Raw genomic sequence first — 22,079 nt, forward strand, 5'->3', positions numbered from 1 at the left:
TTCAGGCAAGTGCGGAACTCCTGCCATTTGCCGACGAGAGTTTCGACATCGTCTGTTCTGCGTTCGGCGCCGTCCCGTTCGTTGCCGATTCGCAGCGAGTGATGAACGAAGTCGCCCGGGTTCTGCGTCCCGGCGGATCGTGGGTCTTTGCCGTCAACCATCCGATCCGATGGATCTTCCCCGACGATCCCGGGCCGAAGGGCTTGACCGCGACCCTCCCGTACTTCGACCGCACTCCGTATGTCGAGGTCGATGACAACGGAGTCCCCACCTACGTCGAGCATCACCGCACCATCGGCGACCGGGTTCGTGAGATCGTCGCGGCCGGACTTCAGGTGCGCGACATCATCGAGCCCGAATGGCCGGAGTGGTTGGACCGCGAATGGGGACAGTGGAGTCCCCTGCGCGGCCAACTCTTTCCGGGCACTGCAATTTTCAGCGCCGTCAAACCCTGACGGCTACAGCAGCTTCGACAGGAACGCCTTGGTCCGATCGTGCTGCGGATTGGCCAGGAGTTCCCGGGGCTCGCCCGCCTCGACCACAACTCCCCCGTCCATGAACACCAACTGATCTGCGACCTCGCGGGCGAAACCCATCTCGTGGGTGACGACCACCATCGTCATGCCTTCTTTGGCCAATTGCTTCATCACAGTGAGAACTTCACCGACGAGTTCGGGGTCGAGCGCGGACGTCGGCTCGTCGAACAGCATGAGCTTCGGGTCCATCGCGAGAGCGCGGGCGATGGCAACTCTTTGCTGCTGACCACCCGACAACTGGGCCGGGTAGGCGTTGGCTTTGGCGCTCAACCCGACCTGATCGAGGAGGTCCTTCGCTCGTTCGACAGCCTTCTTCTTACTGACGCGCTTCACCTGCGTCGGCGCTTCGATGATGTTCTCGAGAGCGGTGCGGTGCGGGAACAGGTTGAAGTGCTGAAACACCATCCCGATGTCGCGGCGTTGTTTGGCCGCTGCTCGCGGGTGGAGTTCGTACAGTTTGCCGTTCTTCTCCGAGTAACCCACCAGGTCGCCGTCGACGTACAGTCGGCCGGCGTTGACCTGCTCGAGGTGATTGATGCAGCGCAAGAACGTCGACTTGCCCGACCCGGACGGACCGACCAGGCAGAGGACCTGGCCAGGGTCGATTTCGAGCGAAATCCCTTTCAGGACCTCCAGTGCGCCGAAGTTCTTACAAACTCGGTCTGCTTTCACCATGGGTGTCATTTGCGTTCTCCTCCGGGGGTATCCGGAAGCGTTTCCACTACCGTAGCTTTTCCTTGCGCGTCGGCCAGTGCCTGAAGCTGGCGTGTGGTCAGTGCTCGGGTTGCGCCCTTCGAATAGTGACGCTCGACGTAGTACTGCCCGATCATGAGCAGACTCGTGATCGCGAGGTACCACGTTGCCGCCACCATCAACAGGGGAATCGGCTCGAAGTTGGCGCCCGAGATATCGCGCGCTCGACCGTACAACTCGAAGCTGTAAGGGACCGCCGTCACGAGCGAGGTGGTCTTGAGCATACTGATGACTTCGTTACCGGTCGGCGGAATGATGACGCGCATCGCCTGCGGTAGAACGGTTCGGCGCATCGTCTGACTCCACGTCATACCCAATGCAACAGATGCTTCGGTCTGGCCCTCGTTGACCGAACTCACGCCGGCACGGACGATCTCGGCCATGTATGCAGCCTCGTTCAGTGCCAAACCGATCACCGCAAACAGAAACGCTGCCTGCACGTCCTGGAGATTGATGTGCGCAAACTGATGTACGAAGGGAATACCGAGATCGATGCTCTTGTAGATCGACGGGAACAGGCCCCAGAAGACCAACTGCACGTAGACAGGGGTTCCTCGAAAGATCCACAGATAGCCCCAGGCCGCGGCACGAAGCACCGGGTTGGGAGAAAGTCGCATGACTGCCAAAATCACACCGAGGACGATCGCGATCACCATTGCCAGCACCGTCAGCTGGATCGTTGTCCACGCACCAGCGGAGATCCGTTTGTCGAACAGATACTGACCGTAAGTCCCCCATGCAAAGGCTTCGTTGGTCGCCGCGCCGTAAACGAACAGTCCGAAGAGGACCACGACGACGACCGCGGCAATCCAACGACCAGGTCTGCGTAGTGGAATCGCCTTGATCGGCACCGGATCGCCGGTCTCAGTTGTTGTCATGTTCATCAGCTTTCCGCGCCGTTGATCTTGGATACTTCGATGACGCCGGCCTCGACACTCCAGGTCTGCGCGATCTGTTGATAGACGCCGTTGTCGATCAGGTACTGCATTGCCTGCTGCAGAGCGGGCCCAAGGGCGGAACCCTTCACGATCGGCCAGCCGTACGGCGCCGAATCAAAGGGTTCTCCGGCAGCTTCCATCCGGCCCTTGCTCCGTTTGATCGCATAGCCGGTCACTGGCGAATCAGCGGACAGCGCGTCGACTCGACCGAGGATGAGCGCGTTGGCCGCGTCGTCCTGGCTGTCGTACTTGATCTTGTCGATCGGGGGCTTGCCCTCGGCCACGCATACCTCGCTCTTGGCAGGCACCTCGTCGATGTCCTCGGTGGTCGTGGTCTGCACCGCCACCCGAAGCCCGCATGCGTTGTTCGGATCGACTGGCTTGTCCGGCCGTTGCGCCCACTGGATACCTGCGCTGTAGTACGTGACGAAGTCGACCGTCTTCTCGCGTTCCTTGGAGTCGGTGAACGAAGACATGCCGAGGTCGTAGCTTCCCGACTGGATAGCGGGGATGATCTTGTCGAAGTCGGCTTGGTTGAAGACAGCTTCGACACCGAGCACGGCGGCAACGGCATTCATCAGGTCGACGTCGAAACCGACGATGTTGCCGTCCGCGTCCTTGAATTCGTTTGGCGCGTACGGAATGTTGACGCCGACCTGCAGCTTGCCCGAATCCGTGACCTTGGACGGCAGAAGTGCGGCGATCTCGGGCACCTTCTGGACATCAAGTGGCGGCCCTTCCGGAACGAGACCCTCGTTGTTGGTGACACATCCGCCGCACAGTGCGACGATCAAGCCCACCAACAGGACTCGCACCACGTTGGTGCGGATACGCCCGCCACTGCTCGAGCCATAACCCACGCCACGTGGCCTTGGTGCCCGTGCGTTTTCATCGACCACGACTCTGCTCTCCACTCGTCGATCGCCGCACTTGCAACGTCCATCCGAAATTCAGTCGAACGGTAGGTTACGGCAGGAGTTCCACCGTCGCCGACTTCGCAAGATTCCGGCCTGTCGTACAAGAATCAGCGACGCAGAGTGTGTGCGTACACGACTTCGGAAAATTCGCTGGTCGATGCCAAACCGCCGAGGTCGGCGGTCGCGATACCCGACGCGATGGTCGTGCGAACCGCGTCTGAAATGCGGCGTGCCGCCGCAGACAACAACCGATCTCCGCGCGCATCACCGAGCCAGTCGAGCATCATCGCACTCGAGAGGAACAGTGCCGTCGGGTTCGCCCGGTTCTTCCCGGCGATGTCGGGTGCTGCACCGTGCGCAGCCTGAGCCATGACCTGCGTCTCGGAAGCGTTGATCGACGGCGCGGTTCCGAGTGAACCGGACAGCTCGCCCGCCAGATCCGACAAAATGTCGCCGAACATGTTTTCGGTCACCACGACGTCGAAGTCTCCGCCGCGTCGAACGAGGTGCGCCGCCATCGCGTCGACGTGCTCGTCGTCGACGACTACGTGGGGGTACTCCGCGGCGACGGTTCGGCAGGCGTCGCGGAAGAGGCCGGTGGTCAGTGTCAGGACGTTGGCCTTGTGGACGATCGTGACGTGATTGCGCCGATGCGACGCCAACGCGAAGGCAGTGCGTGCGATCCGTTCGCATGCAGCGCGGGTGAACACACCGACGGCCAGGGCGATGTCTGGCGTCGGCATGAATTCGCCGCTGCCGACTGCCATGTTCCGATCCGCGTACAACCCCTCGGTGTTCTCGCGGACGATCACCAGATCCATGTCGGGGACCATCGCCTTGACGCCGGGGAACGCTACTGCCGGTCGGATGTTCGCGAACAACTCGAACTTTTTCCGGATGACGCCGCCGGGGGTGAGTTGTCCGCGAAACCTCTCGGGATACGACGCGCTGTCATGGGGTCCGAGGATCCAGCCTTGCAGCTGCCCCAACCCATCGATGGTTTCGTCGGGAATTGGCGTGCCGTGAGTGTCGATGGCCGTACTCCCGAGCGGAAGCTCGACCCACTCGACGGGCGGAGCGTGAACCGATGACAGCGCCGCATCCACGATCTGCCGTGTCGCCGGGACGATTTCGTGGCCGATTCCGTCGCCGTGCATGAGTCCCAGCCGCATGGCCGGAGTACCGATTGCGCTCGCACCTGTCATCAGGCAATCATTGCTCACCATGGTCCAGTCGGTGGAATTGCTCCTCGATCCGGTGAGTGAGTCGGCAGTGCGAGCACAATGGCAGCTACTCGCCGACGCCGGATTACCGAGTCAGGCCTCTCATCACAGCCCGTCCAACCGTCCGCACATCACGCTGTTCGTCGCCCGTGAGATCCCCGCGGAGATCGACGAACTGTTGGTGCGGCGCTTCTCGGCCCCGGACTTCGAGGTCCGGCTGGGTGGCTACGTCGTGTTCGGCGGCAAGCAGATGGTCTTGGCGCGCTCGGTTGTTCCTTCGCGTGCACTCCTTCACCTGCACCGAGAAATAGCCGAGTCAACGGTTGGCTCGACGGCACTTCCCGCCCACGTCGAGCCCGGCGCGTGGACGCCTCATGTGACGCTCGCCCGACGCGTCGAACCTGCACGTCTGGGTGAAGCTATCGCCCTGCTCGGCACCGACGTGATTCAAGGGCGCAGCGGCGGGATCAGGCGCTGGGACGGCGAACAGAAGACGGAATGGTTACTGACACCGCCGGTGTGACAGAGCGGGTTGCACATCGGGTCACCAGGATTCCCGCGATCACCGCCAGCGCACCAACCGGCTGATTCCAGCCAACGCTTTCGTCCAAGACTATTGCGCCGAGAGCGACGCCCACCACTGGACTGAGATAAGTGACGGTGGACGCCGCAGTCGGCCCCCACCCCTGAACGACGTTGGTGTTCCAGATGAATGCGAGCCCGGTCCCCAGTGCGCCTAGAGCAATCATCGACAGTACAACTGCCGGCGTGAGGTGCATCGGCGTGTTTGCGACGACCGGAGAGGCCAGAACCATCACGAAAGCACCGATACTGATCTGCACAAGCGCGACCGTACGAGTGTCGATGCTGAGAGGAAGCACGAAACGCCTGAGGTAGACAAACGAAATCCCGTACGACGCAGTCGCTCCCAGGCAAGCGACCTGAGCACTCACACTTCCGCCAACGCCGAGATTCCACGGCGCCAACACGATCAGCACCCCACCGAATCCGAGAAGCAACCCCAGCGACTTGTATCGTGTCAGCGTCTCCCCCGGCAGAAAGGCAAGGGAGACAGCCATAGTCATCAGTGGCGTGGTGGCGTTGTAGATGCTCGCGAGTCCCGAGGACATGTTTTGCTCCGCCCAACTGAACAGCAGCCACGGCACGATGCATTGCGTCGCTGCGAGAAAAGCCAGGTGCTTCCAGACACGAAATTCCCTCGGTAGGCCGATCCGGCTGACCGCTGACACGAGAACCAGCGCGAGCGCACCGAAGACCAAGCGCCACAGAACTACCTGCGTGAAGGACAGACCTTCGAGCCCGATCTTCATGAAGAGGAAACTGGCTCCCCACACAACCGCAGCTGCGGTGTATTGAAAGGCCAGACTTGCCCTCAAAGGGTGAAGTCTCCGTGCGGACTGACGTCGTGACGAGTGTCGGGCGTTCGGCCGGCAAGAGCTAGTACGTTCAGGACCACTAGGACCAAGAGGCTGACGACGATGATTGCCATGTGTCCAGCCTGACGGAATGTCCCACGTGGCAGTAGTGGCAGAAAAGCCAGACTTGGACGATTTTCTGCCACTTTCCCGTTTTTCTGTCACACTCGAAAGATGCTCGCGAAAGTGGTGGTCCCACTGATGCCGATGACCGAGGCGTTCGAACTCGGCGTGGCATGTGAAGTCTTCGGCTTCGACCGATCCGACGACGGCCTCCCCACGTACGACTTCTCGCTGATCGCCGCAGTTCCGGGCCCGATCCGAACGCGGTTCGGTTACAACATCGATGTTCCGTACAACCTCGATTCTCTCGACGACGCCGACCTCATCGTCGTTTCCGCCGGCGGAACCTACGACGCCGGCGACGCGTACATGTGCTCACCGAGTCCCGACTCGAGTGTCGATCCCCTGCTGGTGAAACTCAACGAGGCCGTAGCCCGGGGCGCCAAGGTGGCGAGCCTGTGCACCGGAGCGTTTGTCCTCGGCGCGGCTGGACTACTGGACGGAAGGCGATGCACGACGCATTGGCGGCACGCAGAGAGGCTTGCCCAGACGTATCCGGAAGCCAAGGTCGATCCGGACGTGTTGTACGTGGACGAAGATCCGGTGTTCACCAGCGCAGGCACCGCGGCAGGAATCGATCTGTGCCTGCACATCGTGCGAAAGGAACAGGGTTCTCGTGTCGCCAACGGCATCGCGAGAAGGATGGTGGTGCCACCCCACCGTGACGGTGGGCAGGCCCAGTACGTCGCCACTCCCCTCACCTCGACGCCGAGTGCAACCCTTGCCCCACTCCTCGACTGGATGACGGAGAATCTCGCCCTCGACCTCACTGTCGGAATGGTCGCGGCCCGAGCGAACATGTCCGCTCGCACATTTGCCCGCCGTTTCCAAGCGGAAACGGGAACAACTCCCGCCCGCTGGCTCAGCGATCAGCGAGTACTGGCCGCCCAGCAACTCCTGGAGAATTCGGACCTCTCCGTCGATGTCATCGCGGAACGCGTCGGTTTCGGCGGCGGCGCCGTGCTTCGCCAGCACTTCATCCGGCTTCGCTGCACCACGCCCCAGGCCTACCGCCGGACGTTTCGGGCGACCGAGAACGCAAGCTGAAATCGGCTCAGGGAAGAATCAGCGGTTCCGGGGCGTTGCACACACCAACAGCCCGCACAATGGAAAGGACCCCTGTGGCCACCCAGACACTCACCCAGCAGAACTTCGACGAAACGATCAACGGCAGCGACGTCGTCCTCGTGGACTTCTGGGCCTCCTGGTGCGGCCCGTGCCGCCAGTTCGCACCGACGTTCGAAGCCTCTTCGGAGAAGCACGCCGACGTCGTTCACGCCAAGGTCGACACCGAGGCCGAGCAGGGAATCGCAGCGGCCGCGAACATCCGCTCCATCCCCACGATCATGGCCTTCCGCGAAGGCGTACTCGTGTTCAACCAGGCCGGCGCTCTTCCCGCCGCTCAACTCGAAGAGCTCGTCACTCAGGTCAAGGCACTCGACATGGACGAGGTCCGCAAGCAGATCGCAGAGCAGACCGCTTCAGCTGAATAGCGAAAAGAGCGCGCTCCGAATCGAATTCGATTCGGAGCGCGCTCTTTTCGTAGCCAGACTGTCTTGACGCCGACTCAGTGAGCCGCGCTGTCCCAGCTTCGACCGGTTCCCACCGAAACATCCAGGGGTACCGACAACTCGATGGCTGTGGCCATCTTGTCCTTGACCAGTGCGGTGACTTCCTCCAACTCGGAGGCGACCACTTCGAGCACCAATTCGTCGTGCACCTGCAACAGCATGCGCGACTTCAATCCGGCTTCGGCGAGAGCCTTCTGAACATTGATCATCGCGACCTTGATGATGTCGGCTGCGGTGCCCTGGATCGGCGCATTCAGGGCAGCCCGTTCGGCCACCTCACGACGCTGACGGTTGTCGCTGTTGAGGTCCGGCAGGTAGCGACGACGGCCGTAGAGCGTCGAGGTGTAGCCGTCCTTACGTGCCTGCTCGACCACCGCGTGGAGGTAATCCCGCACGCCGCCGAAACGAGCGAAGTACGCATCCATCTGCTGCTTCGCTTCTTCGGTCGAAATCTTCAGCTGCGACGCCAATCCGTAGGCACTGAGCCCGTAGGCCAGACCGTAGGACATCGCCTTGACCCGGCGACGCAGTTCAGGAGTGACCTCTTCGATCGGAACTCCGAATGCGCGCGAGCCGACAAAGCTGTGCAGGTCCTCACCGGTGTTGAATGCCTCGATCAGTCCCTCGTCGCCTGACACGTGCGCCATGATGCGCATTTCGATCTGGCTGTAGTCGGCAGTGAGCAGAACGTCGAACCCTTGCCCGACTACGAATCCGTCGCGAATCTCGCGCCCCGCGTCGTTTCGCACCGGGATGTTCTGCAAGTTCGGATCGGTCGACGACAGACGCCCGGTCGCGGCAACCGTCTGGTTGAACGTCGTGTGGATGCGACCGTCTTCGGCCACGGCCTTGAGAAGACCGTCGACGGTCACCTTCATGCGCGTCGCATCACGGTGCGCGAGAAGGTGTTCGAGGAACGGGTGTCCTGTCTTGTCGAACAGACCCTGCAACGCCTCGGCGTCGGTGGTGTAGCCCGTCTTCGTCTTCTTCGTCTTGGGCATGTCGAGTTCTTCGAACAAGACCACCTGCAGCTGCTTCGGCGAACCCAGGTTGATCTGCTTGTCGATCACCTCGTACGCGGAGTTTGCGGCGTCGGCGACCTGGGAGGCGAAACGGCTCTGAAGATCGTGCAGATGCGCGCTGTCGACGGCGATGCCGGTGGCCTCGATCTGAGCGAGCTCGATCGTCAACGGCAGTTCCATGTCGGAGAGGAGCGACTTGGACTCGATCGACTCCAACTCGGTGTCCAGTGCAGCTGCCAAGTCGAGAACGGCCTGAGCGCTGAGCATCGCGGTCTCGGCTGCTTCGGCATCGAGCTGTTCGGTGTCGTCGAGCAGTGAAAGCTGTTCCTGGCCGGATGTTTCGGCGCGCAGTTCACGCTTGAGGTAGCGGAGCGAGAGATCGTCGAGATTGAAGCTGCGCTGGCCCGGCCGGACGAGATACGCGGCCAGAGCAGTGTCGCTGGTCAGTCCACCGAGCGTCCAACCACGCCCACGCAGAGCATGGATCGCCCACTTGGCTTCGTGCAGCGCCTTCGGCTGCGATGCATCGGCGAGCCAATCACCGAGAGCTGCTTCGTCTTCCGGTGTTGCCGTCGACGCCGCGATGTACGCACATTCACCGTCGGAGGCCGCGATCGCGAGTGCAGTGACGTCGCCGGCAAACGGAGTTCTGGTTCCGAGCACCGTGACGCCGTGACGCTCACCGGTTCGCGCGTGGGCGTCGAGCCACGCGGCAACCGCACCCGGGGCAAGTGCGTCGCCGCTGACCTCGAACCCTTCCTCTGCTTCGGGCTCGGACGACGACAGGGTCGCGAACAGTCGATCGCGGAGAACCTTGAACTCGAGATCGTCGAACAACGCATGAATCTTCTCGCGGTCCCACGGGGCCAACACCAACTGCTCGGGCGTGTACGGCAACGGAACGTCGCGAACCATCTCGGTGAGCTGACGATTGAGCAGGACGTTCGCGAGGTTCTCTCGTAGTGAGTCGCCCACCTTGCCGCGGACCTTGTCCACATTGTCTACCAGTCCCTGCAGGTCACCGTACTCACGGATCCACTTGGTAGCGGTTTTCTCGCCGACGCCGGGGATACCGGGGAGGTTGTCACTCGGATCGCCGCGCAGGGCAGCAAAATCCGGATACTGCGACGGAGTGAGGCTGTACTTCTCCTCGACGGCCGTCGGCGTGAATCGGGTGAGCTCCGAGACACCCTTCTTCGGGTAGAGCACAGTGACGTTGTCGGTCACCAGCTGCAGCGAGTCGCGGTCGCCGGTCACGACGAGAACCCGGTACCCGAGTGCCTCCGCCTGCGTGGTCAACGTGGCAATCACGTCGTCGGCCTCAAAACCTTCCTCGGCCATGACCGGGATGCCCAGCGCGCCGAGAACGTCCTTGGTGATGTCGATCTGGCCCTTGAATTCGTCCGGAGCCTTCGCGCGCTGCGCCTTGTATTCGGGGAACAGGTCGGCGCGAAACGTCTGACGCGACACGTCGAAAGCCGCGGCCAAGTGGGTGGGCTGCTCGTCACGAAGAAGGTTGATCAACATCGACGTGAAGCCGTACACCGCGTTGGTGGCCTGCCCACTGTGTGTCTTGAAGTTCTCTGCAGGCAGCGCATAGAAGGCGCGAAATGCCAACGAATGCCCGTCGAGAAGCATCAGAAGAGGGCGATCGTCCGCCTTGCCGGTGGTGCCGGCTGAAGCGGTGGACGTGCTGGACCGAGTTGTGGTTGCGGGGCTCACGGTTCATCAGTCTAGGGATCGCGACCGACATCGACGCCTTCGCCGTTGTTTACGCAGGAACAGACATAAGAATCGGACAATTGATGCAGCCTTCGGCCTTCGATACGGAACCGAAACATCCCGGAAATCGCAGAACCCCATCTGAAGCGAACGGAGCCGTTAGAGTCCGGAAATCGCAGCAACGAAACAATCCCTGTGCTGCGCGGCACCTTTGTCCAGACGCGCTATTCCCGACCCGCTCGGAGGACGTACGTGGCCCCACCCGTAGTGAAACGGCAGACCCTCGCGACACTCAGCCGACTACTGGCCTTTGCATTACTGACGTTCTTCGCATTACTCAGCCTGGCCGGAACTGCTTCGGCTCAGGAACCGACCACTTCCCCTACACCGCCGACCCCGACAGCATCCGCAACACCGACAGCACCCGCAACACCGACAGCACCGGTTCCCGACAACGCTGTCCCCGTCAGCGGCAATCTCAACAACGGCGGCACACGCCTCGAGGGCGTCACCGTCCGTGCGCTCGATTCTTCCGGTACGGAAGTCGCCACCGGAGAATCGGCATCGAACGGCCGTTGGGAACTGGCCGTGGCACCGGGCACCTACACCTTCGAGATCGTTGCCGACACACTTCCAGACGGGGTCAGTGTGCAAGCCGCTGTCGAACGCGAGGTGGTGGCCGGCCGCGCGAACACCGTGATCTTCTCGTTCGGCGAGGTACGTACCGCCTCGAATGTCAGCTTCGGCGAGAAGCTGATCCGCACGACGGTCGACGGTCTGCGGTTCGGCCTCGTGATCGCGATCGCCGGTGTGGGTTTGAGCCTGATCTACGGCACCACTGGCCTGACCAACTTCGCTCACGGCGAGATGGTGACGTTAGGAGCCGTTGCTGCCTGGGTGATCAACACGTCCTTCGGCGTTCCGCTGATTCCCGCCACGATCCTCGCGATCTTCGTCGGCATCGGCATCGGCCTGCTGACCAACGGAATCGTCTGGAAACCACTGCGTAAGCGCAAGACCGGGTTGATCGCGCAATTGGTGGTCTCGATCGGTCTCGCGATTTCATTGCGCTACTTGATCCTGATCTTCTTCTCCGACCGCGCCGAACCGTTCCACGACTACCAGGGCCAGGTCGAGAAGAACTGGGGCCCGATCGCACTGACCGACGCCAACGCGATAGTCATGATCGTCAGTCTTGTCGTCCTGGTCGGCGTCGCACTGCTTCTGCAGAAGACTCGCATCGGAAAGGCCATGCGTGCCGTCTCCGACAATCGTGATCTCGCCGCTTCGTCCGGTATCAACGTCGAGCGCGTGATCATGTTCGTCTGGGGTCTCGGCGGCGGACTGGCCGCCCTAGGCGGTGTGCTGTTCGGTATCTCCGAACTCGGCGGACGCGTCCAGTGGGAAATGGGCTTCAAACTGTTGCTGCTCATGTTCGCCGGAATCACCCTCGGTGGTCTGGGAACCGCGTACGGGGCGCTACTCGGCTGCGTCATCGTGGGACTTCTGGTCCAACTCTCGACGCTCATCATCAACCCCGATCTCAAATACATCGGCGGACTTCTCGTCTTGATCGTGATCCTCGTGGTTCGCCCCCAGGGCATCCTCGGATCCAGACAAAGGATCGGGTGACGAACATGGACATCATGGGAGCTTTCCAGGTTTCCTTCGCCCAGTTGATCGGGCCGTCGGCAATCTTCTACGCACTGCTGGCAATCGGGCTGAACCTGCACTTCGGCTACGCCGGACTGCTCAACTTCGGTCAGATCGGTTTTGCCCTCCTCGGCGGCTACGGCGTCGGCATCATGACCGTGACCTACGACCAGCCGTTGTGGCTCGGCATCCTCGTCGGACTTACCGCAGCCGGGCTCCTCGCGCTCGTGCTCGGTATCCCGACGCTGCGTCTGCGCGCCGACTATCTCGCCATCGTGACCATCGCCGCTTCGGAGATCCTGCGTCTGATCTTCCGCTCGACCGCGTCGGATTCGGTGACCGGTTCCACCAATGGCCTGTTCGGTTTCGCAGACCCGTTCACCGCACTGAGCCCCTTCGACTCGGCCAAGCAGTACTCATTTCTCGGCGTGAAGTTCTACGGAGACGACCTCTGGTCGATGGTCGTGGGGTGGACGCTGGTCTTGATCTTGTGCGGATTTGTCTACCTGTTGACGCACAGTCCGTGGGGGCGCGTCCTCAAGGCGGTTCGCGAAGACGAGGACGCAGCGCGATCGTTGGGCAAGAACGTCTTCGTGTACAAGATGCAGGCTCTGGTTCTCGGCGGCGTGATCGGTGGCCTGGCCGGTGTGTTCAACGCCCTGCAGACCAAGTCCATCAACCCGGACTTCTACTCGACCGCGCAGACGTTCTTCGCGTTCGGCGCACTGATTCTGGGCGGGGCGGCAACGGTATTCGGCCCGGTGGTCGGCGCAATGTTGTTCTGGTTCCTCCTCGCCATCCCTGATGCCTTGCTGCGTCAGGCGATCTCCGGCGAAAATCCGCTGCTTTCACTCACGGAACAGCAAGTCGGGGCCACCAGATATGTCCTGCTCGGATTGATGATTGCTCTCCTGATGGTCTTCAGACCGCAGGGAATACTGGGTAACAAGCGGGAGGTGCAACTCAATGCTTGACGCCGATACCAGAGCACAGATCTTTGCCGACGTTCCTCACCTTCCCGGATCGGCGAAACCCGACCCGGTGTTGGTCGCTGACAACGTCTCGCGGACGTTCGGCGGTCTCAAGGCCGTCGACGTCGATCACCTCGAGATTCAACGAGGGTGCATCACGGGTCTGATCGGTCCAAACGGTGCCGGAAAAACGACGCTCTTCAACCTCCTCACCGGATTCGACCGGCCGGACACCGGTACGTGGTCGATGGACGGTCAATCGCTGGGCCGCATGTATCCCCACCAGGTAGCCAGGAAAGGAGTGGTACGGACGTTCCAGTTGACCAAGGCGCTCTCCAAACTCACCGTGCTGGACAACGTACGTCTCGGTGCCACCGGCCAACGAGGTGAACGCATTTTTGCATCCCTCGTTCCGTGGATCTGGAAAGGGCAGGAACGCGAGATCACCGAACGCGCCAACGAACTCCTCGCACGATTCAAACTCGACACCAAGGCAGACGACCTCGCCGGTTCACTCTCCGGTGGGCAGCGCAAACTGCTCGAAATGGCTCGCGCACTCATGACCTCGCCCTCGGTGGTGATGCTCGACGAACCGATGGCGGGGGTCAATCCTGCTCTGACGCAAAGCCTGCTCGGACACATCAAATCATTGCGCGACGACGGAATGACGGTCGTGTTCGTCGAACACGACATGGACGTGATCCGGGATATCAGCGATTGGGTGGTGGTCATGGCGCAGGGCAGCGTTATCGCCGAATCCACCCCGGACGAACTCTCGTCCAACACAGCCGTCGTCGACGCATATCTGGGCAGCCACCATGACCAGGCCCTCGAGTTCGACGACAACGGAAATCCGGTGGGCGAGACGGCCGTTCTGGCCGCCGCCCTGGCTGAAGCCGAGGTCGAAACCCTCGAGTCGGGCGGGGACCTGTCGGAACCCGACGTCGACAGCCTTCCGGCCGATCTCGCCGCGACGCTGGAATCGAGTCCCGAGGAACCGCGCGGAAGGCACGAGAAGCCATGAGCGAGAACCACGCACGTTCACTGACGCCTGCAGAGTTCGCCGCGACGGCCGAGGAGCATCAGCGACTGTCGGCAGGTGCCCTACTCCGCGCCGACAGCCTCGTCGCGGGCTACATTCCCGGCGTCAACATCCTGCGTGAATGCAACTTCTTCCTGAAGGAAGGGGAAATCGTCGGGATCATCGGACCGAACGGCGCAGGCAAATCGACACTCCTGAAATCGCTGTTCGGACTGATACCGGTACGCGAAGGGTCGGTCACCCTACGCGAGGACAACATCACGTCTGCGCCCGCTCACGTCCTCGTTCAGAAGGGAGTCGGGTACGTCCCTCAGACACAGAACGTCTTTCAGACTCTGACCATCGAAGAAAACCTCGAAATGGGCATTTATCTGCGTCCCAAGGCATTCGCGGAACGATTCGCCTTCGTGAGTGAACTGTTCCCTCTTCTGAGTGAACGGCGAAAGGTGAAGGCCGGCGCACTCTCCGGCGGCGAACGCCAGATGGTCGCGATGGGCCGGGCCCTGATGATGGATCCGTCGGTGCTGCTGCTCGACGAACCGTCCGCGGGCCTGTCCCCCATGTTCCAGGACGAGGTGTTCATCCGCTGCAAGAAGATCAATGCTGCGGGTGTCTCGGTCATCATGGTCGAGCAGAACGCGCGCCGCTGCCTTCAGATCTGCGACCGCGGCTACGTACTCGATCAGGGTAAGAACGCGTACACCGACACCGGCGCCAATCTGATGAACGACCCCAAGGTGATCGAGTTGTACTTGGGAACGCTCGCCGGAAGCAAAGAGAAGTAGGACAGACACGAGAATGGGCCAGGGTCTCTCGACCCTGGCCCATTCTCGTTGGCTGCTTACTTGCCCACCACCACGAATCCTTCTGTGGTCAGCGTGTTCTCAGGGCCGAACTTGAGCTTTCCGTACGAACCGATGGACGGTTCTCCCGAATCGTTGAAGTCCAACTCACCGGTGATGCCGTCGTAGTCGATGTCGGTTCCCGCCTTCACCAACGGCAGGCACTCGACGTAGGACGTGCACTTGGTGCCGCCTTCGGTGACGCTGTTGATGTTGGCTGCGATGTCGGTACCGGCCGTCGACTTCGCCTGCTCGGCAGCGAGCGCTGAGATCACCACCGCGTCGTACGACTCTCCGGCGTAGTTGAAGTCGATCAGAGAGGGGTTCACAGCCTTCAGACGATCCTGGAAGGCAGCTCCGACGTCCGTCAGGGGCGTGGTTCCCTGCATGGTGTCGAGCAACGGCTTCGCCACGGATTCGCCGAGCGCGTTACCCATGTTGCCGTCGACGCCGTACATCGCCATTCCGTCCGACGGGCCGATGCCCACTTCGTGCATGCGCGTGATGATCTTCGCCGACTCCTCGAAGCCCACCAATGCCACTGCATCCGGATTGAAGTTCTTGACTTGATCGACTTCGGAGTTGAACGACTGCGCGTTCGGGTCGTAGATGATCTTCTCGATCTGATCGGAGGGGACGCCCGAATCGATCAGATTCTTTTCGATGTTGTCCGCCAGACCCGTCCCGTACGGGTCGTTGAGGGCCATGATCGCTACGCGCTGACCACCGTCGTCCGAAATGAGCTGTGCGACGGCCTGAGCCTGCAGTACGTCCGTCGGAGCGGTGCGGAAGTACATGCCCTTGTCGGGGTAGCAGACGAATTGGTCCGAGGTGTTGGCAGGCGAGAACATCACGACGCCTGCGCTGGCGATCTTGTCGATCACCTTGAGCGAGACCGAAGACGACGCGGCGCCGACGATGACCTGAGTGCCTGCAGCCAATTCACGGTCGACGGTGGTGTTGGCGGTGTCCGTTGTGGTGTCACCCGAATCGCCGGGAATCAGCTGGACCGGTTGGCCGAGAACGCCTCCGGCAGCATTGACGTCGTTGACTCCCAGCTGGGTGCCCGCGACCATCGGCGGCCCGAGGAACGACAAGCTGCCTGTATCGGGAAGAAGCGTACCGATACGCAGCGCTTCCGTGGACGGGGTGGCGCCGGCCTTGGCCTGCTCCGGGGTGCAATCAGTCGTGACGGATGTCGTCGCGGCGGAAGCGCCGGACGTAGAGCCACTCGAAGACGAGTCATCCGACTTGTCCGAGCTACAGCCTGCAAGTGCCAGTGATGCCGCGCCGAGAACTGCAGCAGTACGCACAAGTGTTCGTCTAGCCATCCCACGCTCCTAAGATCAGCCGGTGCTCGCGCCACCCGAACTGGCGCTCGCTGTGGGATCAGACGCTAGACCTTGGAACCGTTTCGCGATCCTTCAAGAAAGCCCTGTGACCTGACTGTTATCTGAAGGCGCACAGTGTTTACACGGCTGTAGCGCTGCGCGACGTTTCGACGGTCGACGCAGCCACTCAGTGCAGCCGGATAACCCGGACACTTTGCTCAAGCGTCCGGTTCACCGCCCAGAGTTTCCAGTACGACCTGTGCGACCGCCTTCATCGTGGAGCGCCGATCCATCGCGGCGCGCTGAATCCACTTGAACGCCTCAGGTTCGGTGAGCGCTTGGCGAACCATCAGAACACTCTTGGCTCGCTCGATCAGCTTGCGTGCTTCGAGCCGGTCGGAAAGATCAGCGACCTCACGCTCGAGCGCCGTCACCTCGCGGAAACGACTGACCGCCAATTCGACAGCGGGAACGAGGTCACTGATCGAGAACGGCTTGACCAAGTAAGCCATGGCGCCGGCATCGCGTGCGCGCTCGACCAACTCGCGCTGACTGAACGCTGTGAGAATGACAACAGGAGCGATCCGCTTGGCGGCAATCTCCGAAGCGGCGTCGATGCCGTCTCTCCTGGGCATCTTCACGTCCATGATGACCAGATCAGGCTTGAGCGACTCGGCCAACTCCACCGCAACCTGCCCGTCACCGGCCTCACCGACGACGTCGTAGCCCTCTTCGCGGAGCATCTCGACCAGATCCATGCGGATCAACGCCTCGTCTTCAGCGACGACAACACGACGGGGTGCGAGCTGATTGCCTTGCGGCTGCGGCGAATTCATGGCCACCATCCTCCTCCATCGAACCGCCCCGACACGAGACGCGAACGATTAGAGGGTACCGGTGTTTGACATTGAAATCGCATCTTCTAATGTAGTCATCGCAACAAGCCCTCGTATCCCAATTGGCAGAGGAAACGGATTCAAAACCCGTCCAGTGTGAGTTCGAGTCTCACCGAGGGCACCACCTGCCGCAGTTGGCCGTACCGCAAGGTTTCGGCATTCGGCTGTACCCCAGATCGACCGCAGTTAGATTCGATCAATGAACGGTCGTCGCCTGATTGCTCTGCTCGGAGCCATATCTGTTTTCGCGCTGCTCACCGGGTGTCAGACTGACGACCAATCCAACACGGCCGGCGAATCCAACACTGCAGGCGAATCTTCCACCCAGACCGTCCTCGATGCTGAAACACAGACAGGCACCCTTCAGGTCGGCACTCCCCCGATCGATGCCCCACCAACCGAGATCTCCACGCTTGCTCCGTTCCCGAACGACACGGAGATCCCTTCACCGAATCCGCGCGTCGACGTGACCGAGATCGACGTAACCGATCACGACGGTTTCACCCGAATCACCTACCGATTCGACGGAAATGGATCAGTGTTCTGGAAAACCGAATACGTCAGCGAAGCAATCCGAGCGGGTGACAGCACAGTCGTGGACGTCGGAAGTCGATCGATACTTCAAGTCGACCTGATGGGAGTCCAATCGGATTCGTCGCTCAACTCCGTATCTCACGAGGGCGAAAACATCACGCGCATAGACAGTGCGGCCAGGAACAGTGCGATCCTGCAGTCGTTTGTCGGCACGGTCGACATCCATCCGGCATACACCGTATCGACATCCGATTCACCGTCCCAGTTGATGATCGACATCCCCACGGCAGACAGCTGACTGTCGAATACCCAATTGCGCGCTCAGCTCAGCCATTCCAGCGCAGCGGTGCTCGACGCGGTAATTCGGTTATCGAGGGGCGGATGAATACTCCGTCTCGAAACCGAGGTCTCACAATCGATCCGAGGCGATTGCTGGGTCCGGTCCAACACGACTGTCATGATTCTCACTACATGCCCGAACTCTCACTGCATGCCCGAACTTCCGCTGCTCGAACTGCTGCTGCCAGTGTTTGTTCCAGCAGGACGGCAACCGTCATGGGGCCGACGCCACCCGGCACCGGTGTGATCGCACCGGCATGTGGGAGCGCAGCGGCGTACTCCACGTCTCCGACGTTGCCCTCGTTGTACCCCGCATCGATCACCACTGCCCCCGGCTTGATCCACGCCCCTTTGATCAGTTCCGGAACACCGACGGCCGCGATAGCGACGTCTGCCGAAGCGACGTGGGCGGCCAGCCCGACGGTTCGCGAATGGCAGTACGTCACCGTTGCGCCTCGACGCAGGAGGAGCATTCCCATCGGCAATCCGAGTATCGGGCTCCGGCCGACCACGACAGCATGCTTCCCGGAGAGTTCGACGCCTGTGGCGTCGAGCAGGCGCAGGATGCCACTCGGTGTACATGATTCGAATCCCCCACCGGTCAACGCCATTGCCGCGAACGCTGCCGAGGTAACGCCGTCAACGTCTTTGTCGGCCGAGATGGCATCGAACGCAACCCGTTCGTCGATGTGGCCTGGCACCGGGTGTTGCAGCAGTATGCCGTCGATCGAAGGGTCCGCCGACAACGCTCTCAGCACGTCGACTAGTTCTTCGGTGGTTGTACTCACCGGGAGTTCGACCGTCCGCGACGTCATTGCGACGGCGACAGACCGTTTGGCCTTCATCTGTACATACGCCTTCGAGGCCGGGTCCGCTCCCACGATGACGGCGGCCAGGCAAGGAACGTGCCCCGTCTCATCACGAAACTGCCTCGTGCGCACTGACAGGTCCGCGAGCGCAGCATCGGCAATTGCGCGTCCGTCGATTATTCGAGCGGCCACGTTCTGGCTGGGCAGATTTTCGGTAGACAGATCTTCAGTAGACAGATCTTCGGTAGACATGAATCCCCCTTCACACAAGATGTGTGAAGCACCCAGGCGGTCGATGCCTCGCGATGTGCACTCCCCGGTGGTAATTCCCACCCGCGCCAGTCGTGCTTGGTCAGCGTACCGCGCGTTTGTCTCACTGCCACGAAACGCATCCGGAACGCCGCTCTCAAAACGAGACAAATCGACATAACCTATCAATAGGTAACGATCTGACCTGCAGTTATTCCATCCCAAGCAATTAGATGGCACGATGGGGGCAACCGCACGGGCACCAAGCATTGGAGGCACCGATGGACAACGGCAAGATAAACCTGACCTATGACGGTCGGGTGTCACTGAGCTTCCAACTGGCAATTCCGCACGCACCGGACAAGGTCTGGAAAGTGATAACGGAACGCGAGTACCTCGACGCCTGGTTCCCGGCGGACGTCGATTTCAATCTCACTCCAGGCGCGGATCTGCTGTTCAAGGTGACCCCGGAACAAGTCGAGCGATTCGGACTGCCCGCAGATCACGTGACGCGCGGGACGGTCATCAGCGTCCACCCGCACCGAATTCTCGAATTCCTCTGGGACGCAGATACTCTGCATTGGGAACTGGCACCGGACGGCACCGGCGGTTGCTGGCTGACCCTCACCCACACGATGGAAGACGAAGAGTCCGCGTACGCCCACGCCGCCGGCTGGCACGCGGGCTTGGAAGTTGTTGCGGCCCAACTCGATGGACGCGAAGTCGACTGGTCTCCGTGGGACCGCGCCGACGAACTCTCACCGCAATATCGCAAGTCTGCTTGATTCTGGGCCCGAGTTCAGTCTCGGGCCCGCATCTCATTCCCCTTTACGCGGGAAATGCCTGATCATTCCTTCTTGGACCACCGTCGCCAACAGCAGTCCTTCCACCGAGAAGTACCGTCCGGTTGCCAGACCGCGCGAACCTGCGGCGACCGGCGATTCGGTGGCGTACAGAACCCAGTCGGTGAACCGGAACGGGCGATGGAACCAGATCGAATGATTGACCGTCGCCGCGACGATACGATCATGACCCCAGGACAAACCATGAGTGGTCAGAATCGAATCGAGTACGGTGGTGTCGGACGAATATGCCAGCGTCGCAGCGTGAATGAGCGAATCGTCCGGCAGATCACCGTCGGGGCGCATCCACACCCGATTGTGGTTGAGTTTCTCGCCGGTGCCCTTGAGGATCCACGCCGGATCGTTGGCGTACCGCATGTCGATCGGCTTGAGCGCCGCGCTGAAATGCGGCAGTTTTTCCTCGTACCCCACCAGATGATCGCCGATGGGAGGCAACGACTCCGGAAGTGGAACATCCGGGATCTCGACAGCATGGTCGAGCCCCTTGCCGGAGTCCTGGAACGCCGCGAGCATCACGAACAATTCGTTCTCACCCTGATAGGCAGTCACCTGACGGTTGGCGAATGCCCTCCCGTCACGATGACGCTCCACCCGGTACTCGATAGGCGCCTTCACATCTCCGCCCCGAATGAAATGGGCGTTCACGGCATGGATGGGGCGATCACCGTCGACAGTCCGTCCGGCGGCCATCAGTGCCTGAGACACCAATTGACCGCCGAACGTCCGCGAACCTACCTGTTTCGGGTGGTATCCACGGAACGCGTCGTCACCGATCTGCTCCAGATCCAACAGACCGAGAAGAGTACCGAGGTCGGTGGACGCGTTCGCGTGGGTCACTCAGTGGTCCTCTTCGCCGATACGGTGGACGTGAATGAGGTTGGTGGAACCGACAGTTCCCGGAGGGGATCCGGCAACGATGACCACGAGGTCACCCTTGACGTACCGCCCGAGGGAGAGCAACGCACTGTCCACCTGACGCACCATCTCGTCGGTGGTGGCCACCGCATCGACCAGGAACGTCTCGGTTCCCCACGTCAGCGTCAACTGACTGCGCACCGCGGGCAGCGGTGTGAAGGCGAGCAACGGCAGCGGCGTGTGCAGACGAGCCAGTCGACGCACCGTGTCACCGGACTGAGTGAACGCAACCAAGGCCTTGGCGTCGAGACGTTCGCCGATGTCGCGTGCTGCGTACGAGATGACTCCGCGCTTGGTGCGCGGGACGTGGGTCAACGGTGGGACACGGGTTGATTCGTTCTCGACGGCCTCGACGATGCGGGCCATGGTGCGAACGGTTTCCATGACGTACTTGCCCACCGAAGTCTCGCCCGAGAGCATGACTGCGTCGGCGCCGTCGAGAACGGCGTTGGCGACATCGGATGCCTCTGCACGAGTGGGACGTGAGTTCTCGATCATCGACTCGAGCATCTGCGTCGCGACGATGACCGGCTTCGCGTTCTCACGAGCAATCTGGATTGCGCGCTTCTGAACGAGCGGGACCTGCTCGAGCGGCAACTCGACACCGAGGTCACCGCGGGCGACCATGACGGCGTCGAACGCGAGCACGATGGCCTCGAGATTGTCGATGGCCTCGGGCTTCTCGAGCTTCGCGATGACGGGAACGCGGCGCCCGACTCGATCCATGATGGCGTGAACCAATTCGACGTCCGCCGGTGAGCGAACGAAGGACAGTGCAATGAAGTCGACACCCAGCTTGAGAGCGAACTCGAGGTCGGCGATGTCCTTGCCCGACAGGGCTGGAACGGAGACATTCATACCGGGCAGTGAGAGGCCCTTGTTGTTGCTGACCGGACCGCCTTCGGTGACCCGACAGACGACGTCGTTGCCGTCGATGGACGTGACGACCAGGCCGACCTTTCCGTCGTCGACCAGCAGTCGATCGCCGGCCTTGGCGTCGCGCGCCAATTCCTTGTACGTGGTCCCGACGCGATCGTGCGTTCCCTCGACGTCGTCGACGGTGATACGAACCTCTTCACCGTTGGCCCAGGTGGTCCGCTCGTCCTTGAATCGGCCGAGGCGAATCTTGGGCCCCTGAAGGTCGGCGAGAACACCGACGGCCTTTCCGGTGGCGTCCGACGCGGCGCGGACGCGAATGTAGTTTTCTTCGTGATCGGCATGCTCGCCGTGGCTGAAGTTGAGGCGCGCCACGTCCATGCCGCTCTCCACGAGCTCACGGATGCGGTCGCCAGAAGCTGTCGCAGGTCCAAGTGTGCATACAATTTTTGTCCGTCGGTTCACGGCTCGAGCCTAGTCGCTACCCCACCGCACTTCTATCCGGCATTTGCGACCTG

At 61.5% G+C, this 22,079-nt stretch carries 21 protein-coding genes and 1 tRNA gene; 11 read left to right on the forward strand and 11 right to left on the reverse strand.

Annotated elements, in window-relative coordinates:
- On the forward strand, nt 1-455 hold a 455-nt coding region (locus tag ACKAMS_RS26885), incomplete at its 5' end, for a class I SAM-dependent methyltransferase (RefSeq protein WP_408989810.1).
- Between the two features lie 3 nt (nt 456-458).
- Here the strand turns inward: ACKAMS_RS26885 and ACKAMS_RS26890 are convergent.
- The 4 genes from ACKAMS_RS26890 to ACKAMS_RS26905 form a co-directional block, all read right to left on the reverse strand.
- Nucleotides 459-1,220, reverse strand: coding sequence for an amino acid ABC transporter ATP-binding protein (locus tag ACKAMS_RS26890; protein ID WP_019748634.1), 762 nt, complete (start codon nt 1,218-1,220; stop codon nt 459-461).
- Nucleotides 1,217-2,173 (reverse strand): amino acid ABC transporter permease, encoded by a 957-nt coding sequence (locus ACKAMS_RS26895; RefSeq protein ID WP_081329090.1) that lies wholly within the window; start codon nt 2,171-2,173, stop codon nt 1,217-1,219. The genes ACKAMS_RS26890 and ACKAMS_RS26895 overlap by 4 nt, the downstream gene beginning before the upstream one ends.
- Nucleotides 2,173-3,045 (reverse strand): ABC transporter substrate-binding protein, encoded by an 873-nt coding sequence (locus ACKAMS_RS26900; protein ID WP_029255466.1) that lies wholly within the window; start codon nt 3,043-3,045, stop codon nt 2,173-2,175. The genes ACKAMS_RS26895 and ACKAMS_RS26900 overlap by 1 nt, the downstream gene beginning before the upstream one ends.
- Nucleotides 3,046-3,251: 206 nt before the next feature.
- Complete coding sequence (locus ACKAMS_RS26905; RefSeq protein WP_408989811.1) at nt 3,252-4,349, reverse strand: isocitrate/isopropylmalate dehydrogenase family protein; 1,098 nt, start codon at nt 4,347-4,349, stop codon at nt 3,252-3,254.
- Between ACKAMS_RS26905 and ACKAMS_RS26910 the strand changes: the two genes are divergently transcribed.
- Nucleotides 4,315-4,890 carry a 2'-5' RNA ligase family protein gene (locus ACKAMS_RS26910; RefSeq protein ID WP_223257901.1) on the forward strand — a complete coding sequence of 192 codons (576 nt, stop codon included), beginning with the start codon at nt 4,315-4,317 and terminating at the stop codon, nt 4,888-4,890. The two genes, ACKAMS_RS26905 and ACKAMS_RS26910, sit on opposite strands and share 35 nt — an antisense overlap.
- Here the strand turns inward: ACKAMS_RS26910 and ACKAMS_RS26915 are convergent.
- Entirely contained in the window at nt 4,835-5,764 is a 930-nt protein-coding gene (locus ACKAMS_RS26915; protein ID WP_408989812.1) for a DMT family transporter, read from the reverse strand. The two genes, ACKAMS_RS26910 and ACKAMS_RS26915, sit on opposite strands and share 56 nt — an antisense overlap.
- A gap of 213 nt (nt 5,765-5,977) precedes the next feature.
- On the opposite strand from ACKAMS_RS26915, the gene ACKAMS_RS26920 reads away from it, so the two are divergent.
- Together ACKAMS_RS26920 and trxA are read left to right on the forward strand one after the other, a co-directional pair.
- A complete protein-coding gene (locus ACKAMS_RS26920) occupies nt 5,978-6,973 on the forward strand; it encodes a helix-turn-helix domain-containing protein (protein WP_020969741.1) in 996 nt (331 codons plus the stop codon).
- A gap of 74 nt (nt 6,974-7,047) precedes the next feature.
- Nucleotides 7,048-7,419 carry a thioredoxin gene (gene trxA, locus ACKAMS_RS26925; protein WP_003944106.1) on the forward strand — a complete coding sequence of 124 codons (372 nt, stop codon included), beginning with the start codon at nt 7,048-7,050 and terminating at the stop codon, nt 7,417-7,419.
- Between the two features lie 74 nt (nt 7,420-7,493).
- On the opposite strand, the gene polA is transcribed toward trxA, so the two are convergent.
- Nucleotides 7,494-10,241: a DNA polymerase I gene (gene polA, locus ACKAMS_RS26930; protein ID WP_019748643.1), complete on the reverse strand. Its 2,748-nt coding sequence runs from the start codon at nt 10,239-10,241 to the stop codon at nt 7,494-7,496.
- A gap of 303 nt (nt 10,242-10,544) precedes the next feature.
- On the opposite strand from polA, the gene ACKAMS_RS26935 reads away from it, so the two are divergent.
- The 4 genes from ACKAMS_RS26935 to ACKAMS_RS26950 are packed head-to-tail and all read left to right on the forward strand — an operon-like array spanning nt 10,545 to nt 14,692.
- Entirely contained in the window at nt 10,545-11,873 is a 1,329-nt protein-coding gene (locus tag ACKAMS_RS26935; RefSeq protein WP_408989831.1) for an ABC transporter permease subunit, read from the forward strand.
- A 5-nt stretch (nt 11,874-11,878) separates the two neighbouring features.
- Nucleotides 11,879-12,868, forward strand: coding sequence for a branched-chain amino acid ABC transporter permease (locus ACKAMS_RS26940; RefSeq protein ID WP_003944088.1), 990 nt, complete (start codon nt 11,879-11,881; stop codon nt 12,866-12,868).
- The gene (locus tag ACKAMS_RS26945) at nt 12,861-13,889 is read left to right on the forward strand and encodes an ABC transporter ATP-binding protein (RefSeq protein ID WP_020907906.1); all 1,029 of its coding nucleotides are present in this window, start codon (nt 12,861-12,863) and stop codon (nt 13,887-13,889) included. Before ACKAMS_RS26940 ends, ACKAMS_RS26945 begins: the two co-directional genes overlap by 8 nt.
- Nucleotides 13,886-14,692: an ABC transporter ATP-binding protein gene (locus tag ACKAMS_RS26950; protein WP_007728720.1), complete on the forward strand. Its 807-nt coding sequence runs from the start codon at nt 13,886-13,888 to the stop codon at nt 14,690-14,692. Before ACKAMS_RS26945 ends, ACKAMS_RS26950 begins: the two co-directional genes overlap by 4 nt.
- A gap of 56 nt (nt 14,693-14,748) precedes the next feature.
- Here the strand turns inward: ACKAMS_RS26950 and ACKAMS_RS26955 are convergent, their stop codons facing one another.
- Together ACKAMS_RS26955 and ACKAMS_RS26960 are read right to left on the reverse strand one after the other, a co-directional pair.
- The gene (locus ACKAMS_RS26955) at nt 14,749-16,080 is read right to left on the reverse strand and encodes an ABC transporter substrate-binding protein (protein ID WP_003944031.1); all 1,332 of its coding nucleotides are present in this window, start codon (nt 16,078-16,080) and stop codon (nt 14,749-14,751) included.
- A gap of 218 nt (nt 16,081-16,298) precedes the next feature.
- Nucleotides 16,299-16,916 carry an ANTAR domain-containing response regulator gene (locus tag ACKAMS_RS26960; protein WP_003944029.1) on the reverse strand — a complete coding sequence of 206 codons (618 nt, stop codon included), beginning with the start codon at nt 16,914-16,916 and terminating at the stop codon, nt 16,299-16,301.
- A gap of 107 nt (nt 16,917-17,023) precedes the next feature.
- Between ACKAMS_RS26960 and ACKAMS_RS26965 the strand changes: the two genes are divergently transcribed.
- Both ACKAMS_RS26965 and ACKAMS_RS26970 read left to right on the forward strand, forming a co-directional pair.
- Nucleotides 17,024-17,100, forward strand: a tRNA-Leu gene (locus ACKAMS_RS26965).
- Nucleotides 17,101-17,175: 75 nt separating this feature from the next.
- Entirely contained in the window at nt 17,176-17,808 is a 633-nt protein-coding gene (locus ACKAMS_RS26970; RefSeq protein ID WP_408989813.1) for a hypothetical protein, read from the forward strand.
- Between the two features lie 169 nt (nt 17,809-17,977).
- Here ACKAMS_RS26970 and ACKAMS_RS26975 read toward each other — a convergent pair whose 3' ends face one another.
- Nucleotides 17,978-18,910 (reverse strand): bifunctional 5,10-methylenetetrahydrofolate dehydrogenase/5,10-methenyltetrahydrofolate cyclohydrolase, encoded by a 933-nt coding sequence (locus ACKAMS_RS26975; RefSeq protein ID WP_408989814.1) that lies wholly within the window; start codon nt 18,908-18,910, stop codon nt 17,978-17,980.
- Between the two features lie 278 nt (nt 18,911-19,188).
- On the opposite strand from ACKAMS_RS26975, the gene ACKAMS_RS26980 reads away from it, so the two are divergent.
- Entirely contained in the window at nt 19,189-19,692 is a 504-nt protein-coding gene (locus ACKAMS_RS26980; protein WP_003944006.1) for an SRPBCC domain-containing protein, read from the forward strand.
- A 33-nt stretch (nt 19,693-19,725) separates the two neighbouring features.
- Here the strand turns inward: ACKAMS_RS26980 and ACKAMS_RS26985 are convergent, their stop codons facing one another.
- Nucleotides 19,726-20,607, reverse strand: a complete 882-nt coding sequence (locus ACKAMS_RS26985; protein WP_019748651.1) for an acyl-CoA thioesterase II — start codon at nt 20,605-20,607, stop codon at nt 19,726-19,728.
- Nucleotides 20,608-22,026 carry a pyruvate kinase gene (pyk, locus tag ACKAMS_RS26990; protein ID WP_003944038.1) on the reverse strand — a complete coding sequence of 473 codons (1,419 nt, stop codon included), beginning with the start codon at nt 22,024-22,026 and terminating at the stop codon, nt 20,608-20,610. It lies immediately after the preceding gene.
- Nucleotides 22,027-22,079 lie beyond the last annotated feature (53 nt).

This window comes from Rhodococcus sp. 5A-K4, assembly GCF_046097995.1.
GTDB lineage: Bacteria > Actinomycetota > Actinomycetes > Mycobacteriales > Mycobacteriaceae > Rhodococcus_F > Rhodococcus_F erythropolis.

What these genes read in the sequence shown, in the direction of transcription:
- ACKAMS_RS26890 (WP_019748634.1), bottom strand. Translation starts at nt 1,220, where the DNA reads ATGACACCCATGGTGAAAGCAGACCGAGTTTGTAAGAACTTCGGCGCA.
- ACKAMS_RS26895 (WP_081329090.1), bottom strand. Translation starts at nt 2,173, where the DNA reads ATGAACATGACAACAACTGAGACCGGCGATCCGGTGCCGATCAAGGCG.
- ACKAMS_RS26910 (WP_223257901.1), top strand. Translation starts at nt 4,315, where the DNA reads ATGGCCGGAGTACCGATTGCGCTCGCACCTGTCATCAGGCAATCATTG.
- ACKAMS_RS26905 (WP_408989811.1), bottom strand. Translation starts at nt 4,349, where the DNA reads ATGACAGGTGCGAGCGCAATCGGTACTCCGGCCATGCGGCTGGGACTC.
- ACKAMS_RS26920 (WP_020969741.1), top strand. Translation starts at nt 5,978, where the DNA reads ATGCTCGCGAAAGTGGTGGTCCCACTGATGCCGATGACCGAGGCGTTC.
- ACKAMS_RS26940 (WP_003944088.1), top strand. Translation starts at nt 11,879, where the DNA reads ATGGACATCATGGGAGCTTTCCAGGTTTCCTTCGCCCAGTTGATCGGG.
- ACKAMS_RS26945 (WP_020907906.1), top strand. Translation starts at nt 12,861, where the DNA reads ATGCTTGACGCCGATACCAGAGCACAGATCTTTGCCGACGTTCCTCAC.
- ACKAMS_RS26950 (WP_007728720.1), top strand. Translation starts at nt 13,886, where the DNA reads ATGAGCGAGAACCACGCACGTTCACTGACGCCTGCAGAGTTCGCCGCG.
- ACKAMS_RS26955 (WP_003944031.1), bottom strand. Translation starts at nt 16,080, where the DNA reads ATGGCTAGACGAACACTTGTGCGTACTGCTGCAGTTCTCGGCGCGGCA.
- ACKAMS_RS26960 (WP_003944029.1), bottom strand. Translation starts at nt 16,916, where the DNA reads ATGAATTCGCCGCAGCCGCAAGGCAATCAGCTCGCACCCCGTCGTGTT.
- ACKAMS_RS26970 (WP_408989813.1), top strand. Translation starts at nt 17,176, where the DNA reads ATGAACGGTCGTCGCCTGATTGCTCTGCTCGGAGCCATATCTGTTTTC.
- ACKAMS_RS26975 (WP_408989814.1), bottom strand. Translation starts at nt 18,910, where the DNA reads ATGTCTACCGAAGATCTGTCTACTGAAGATCTGTCTACCGAAAATCTG.
- ACKAMS_RS26980 (WP_003944006.1), top strand. Translation starts at nt 19,189, where the DNA reads ATGGACAACGGCAAGATAAACCTGACCTATGACGGTCGGGTGTCACTG.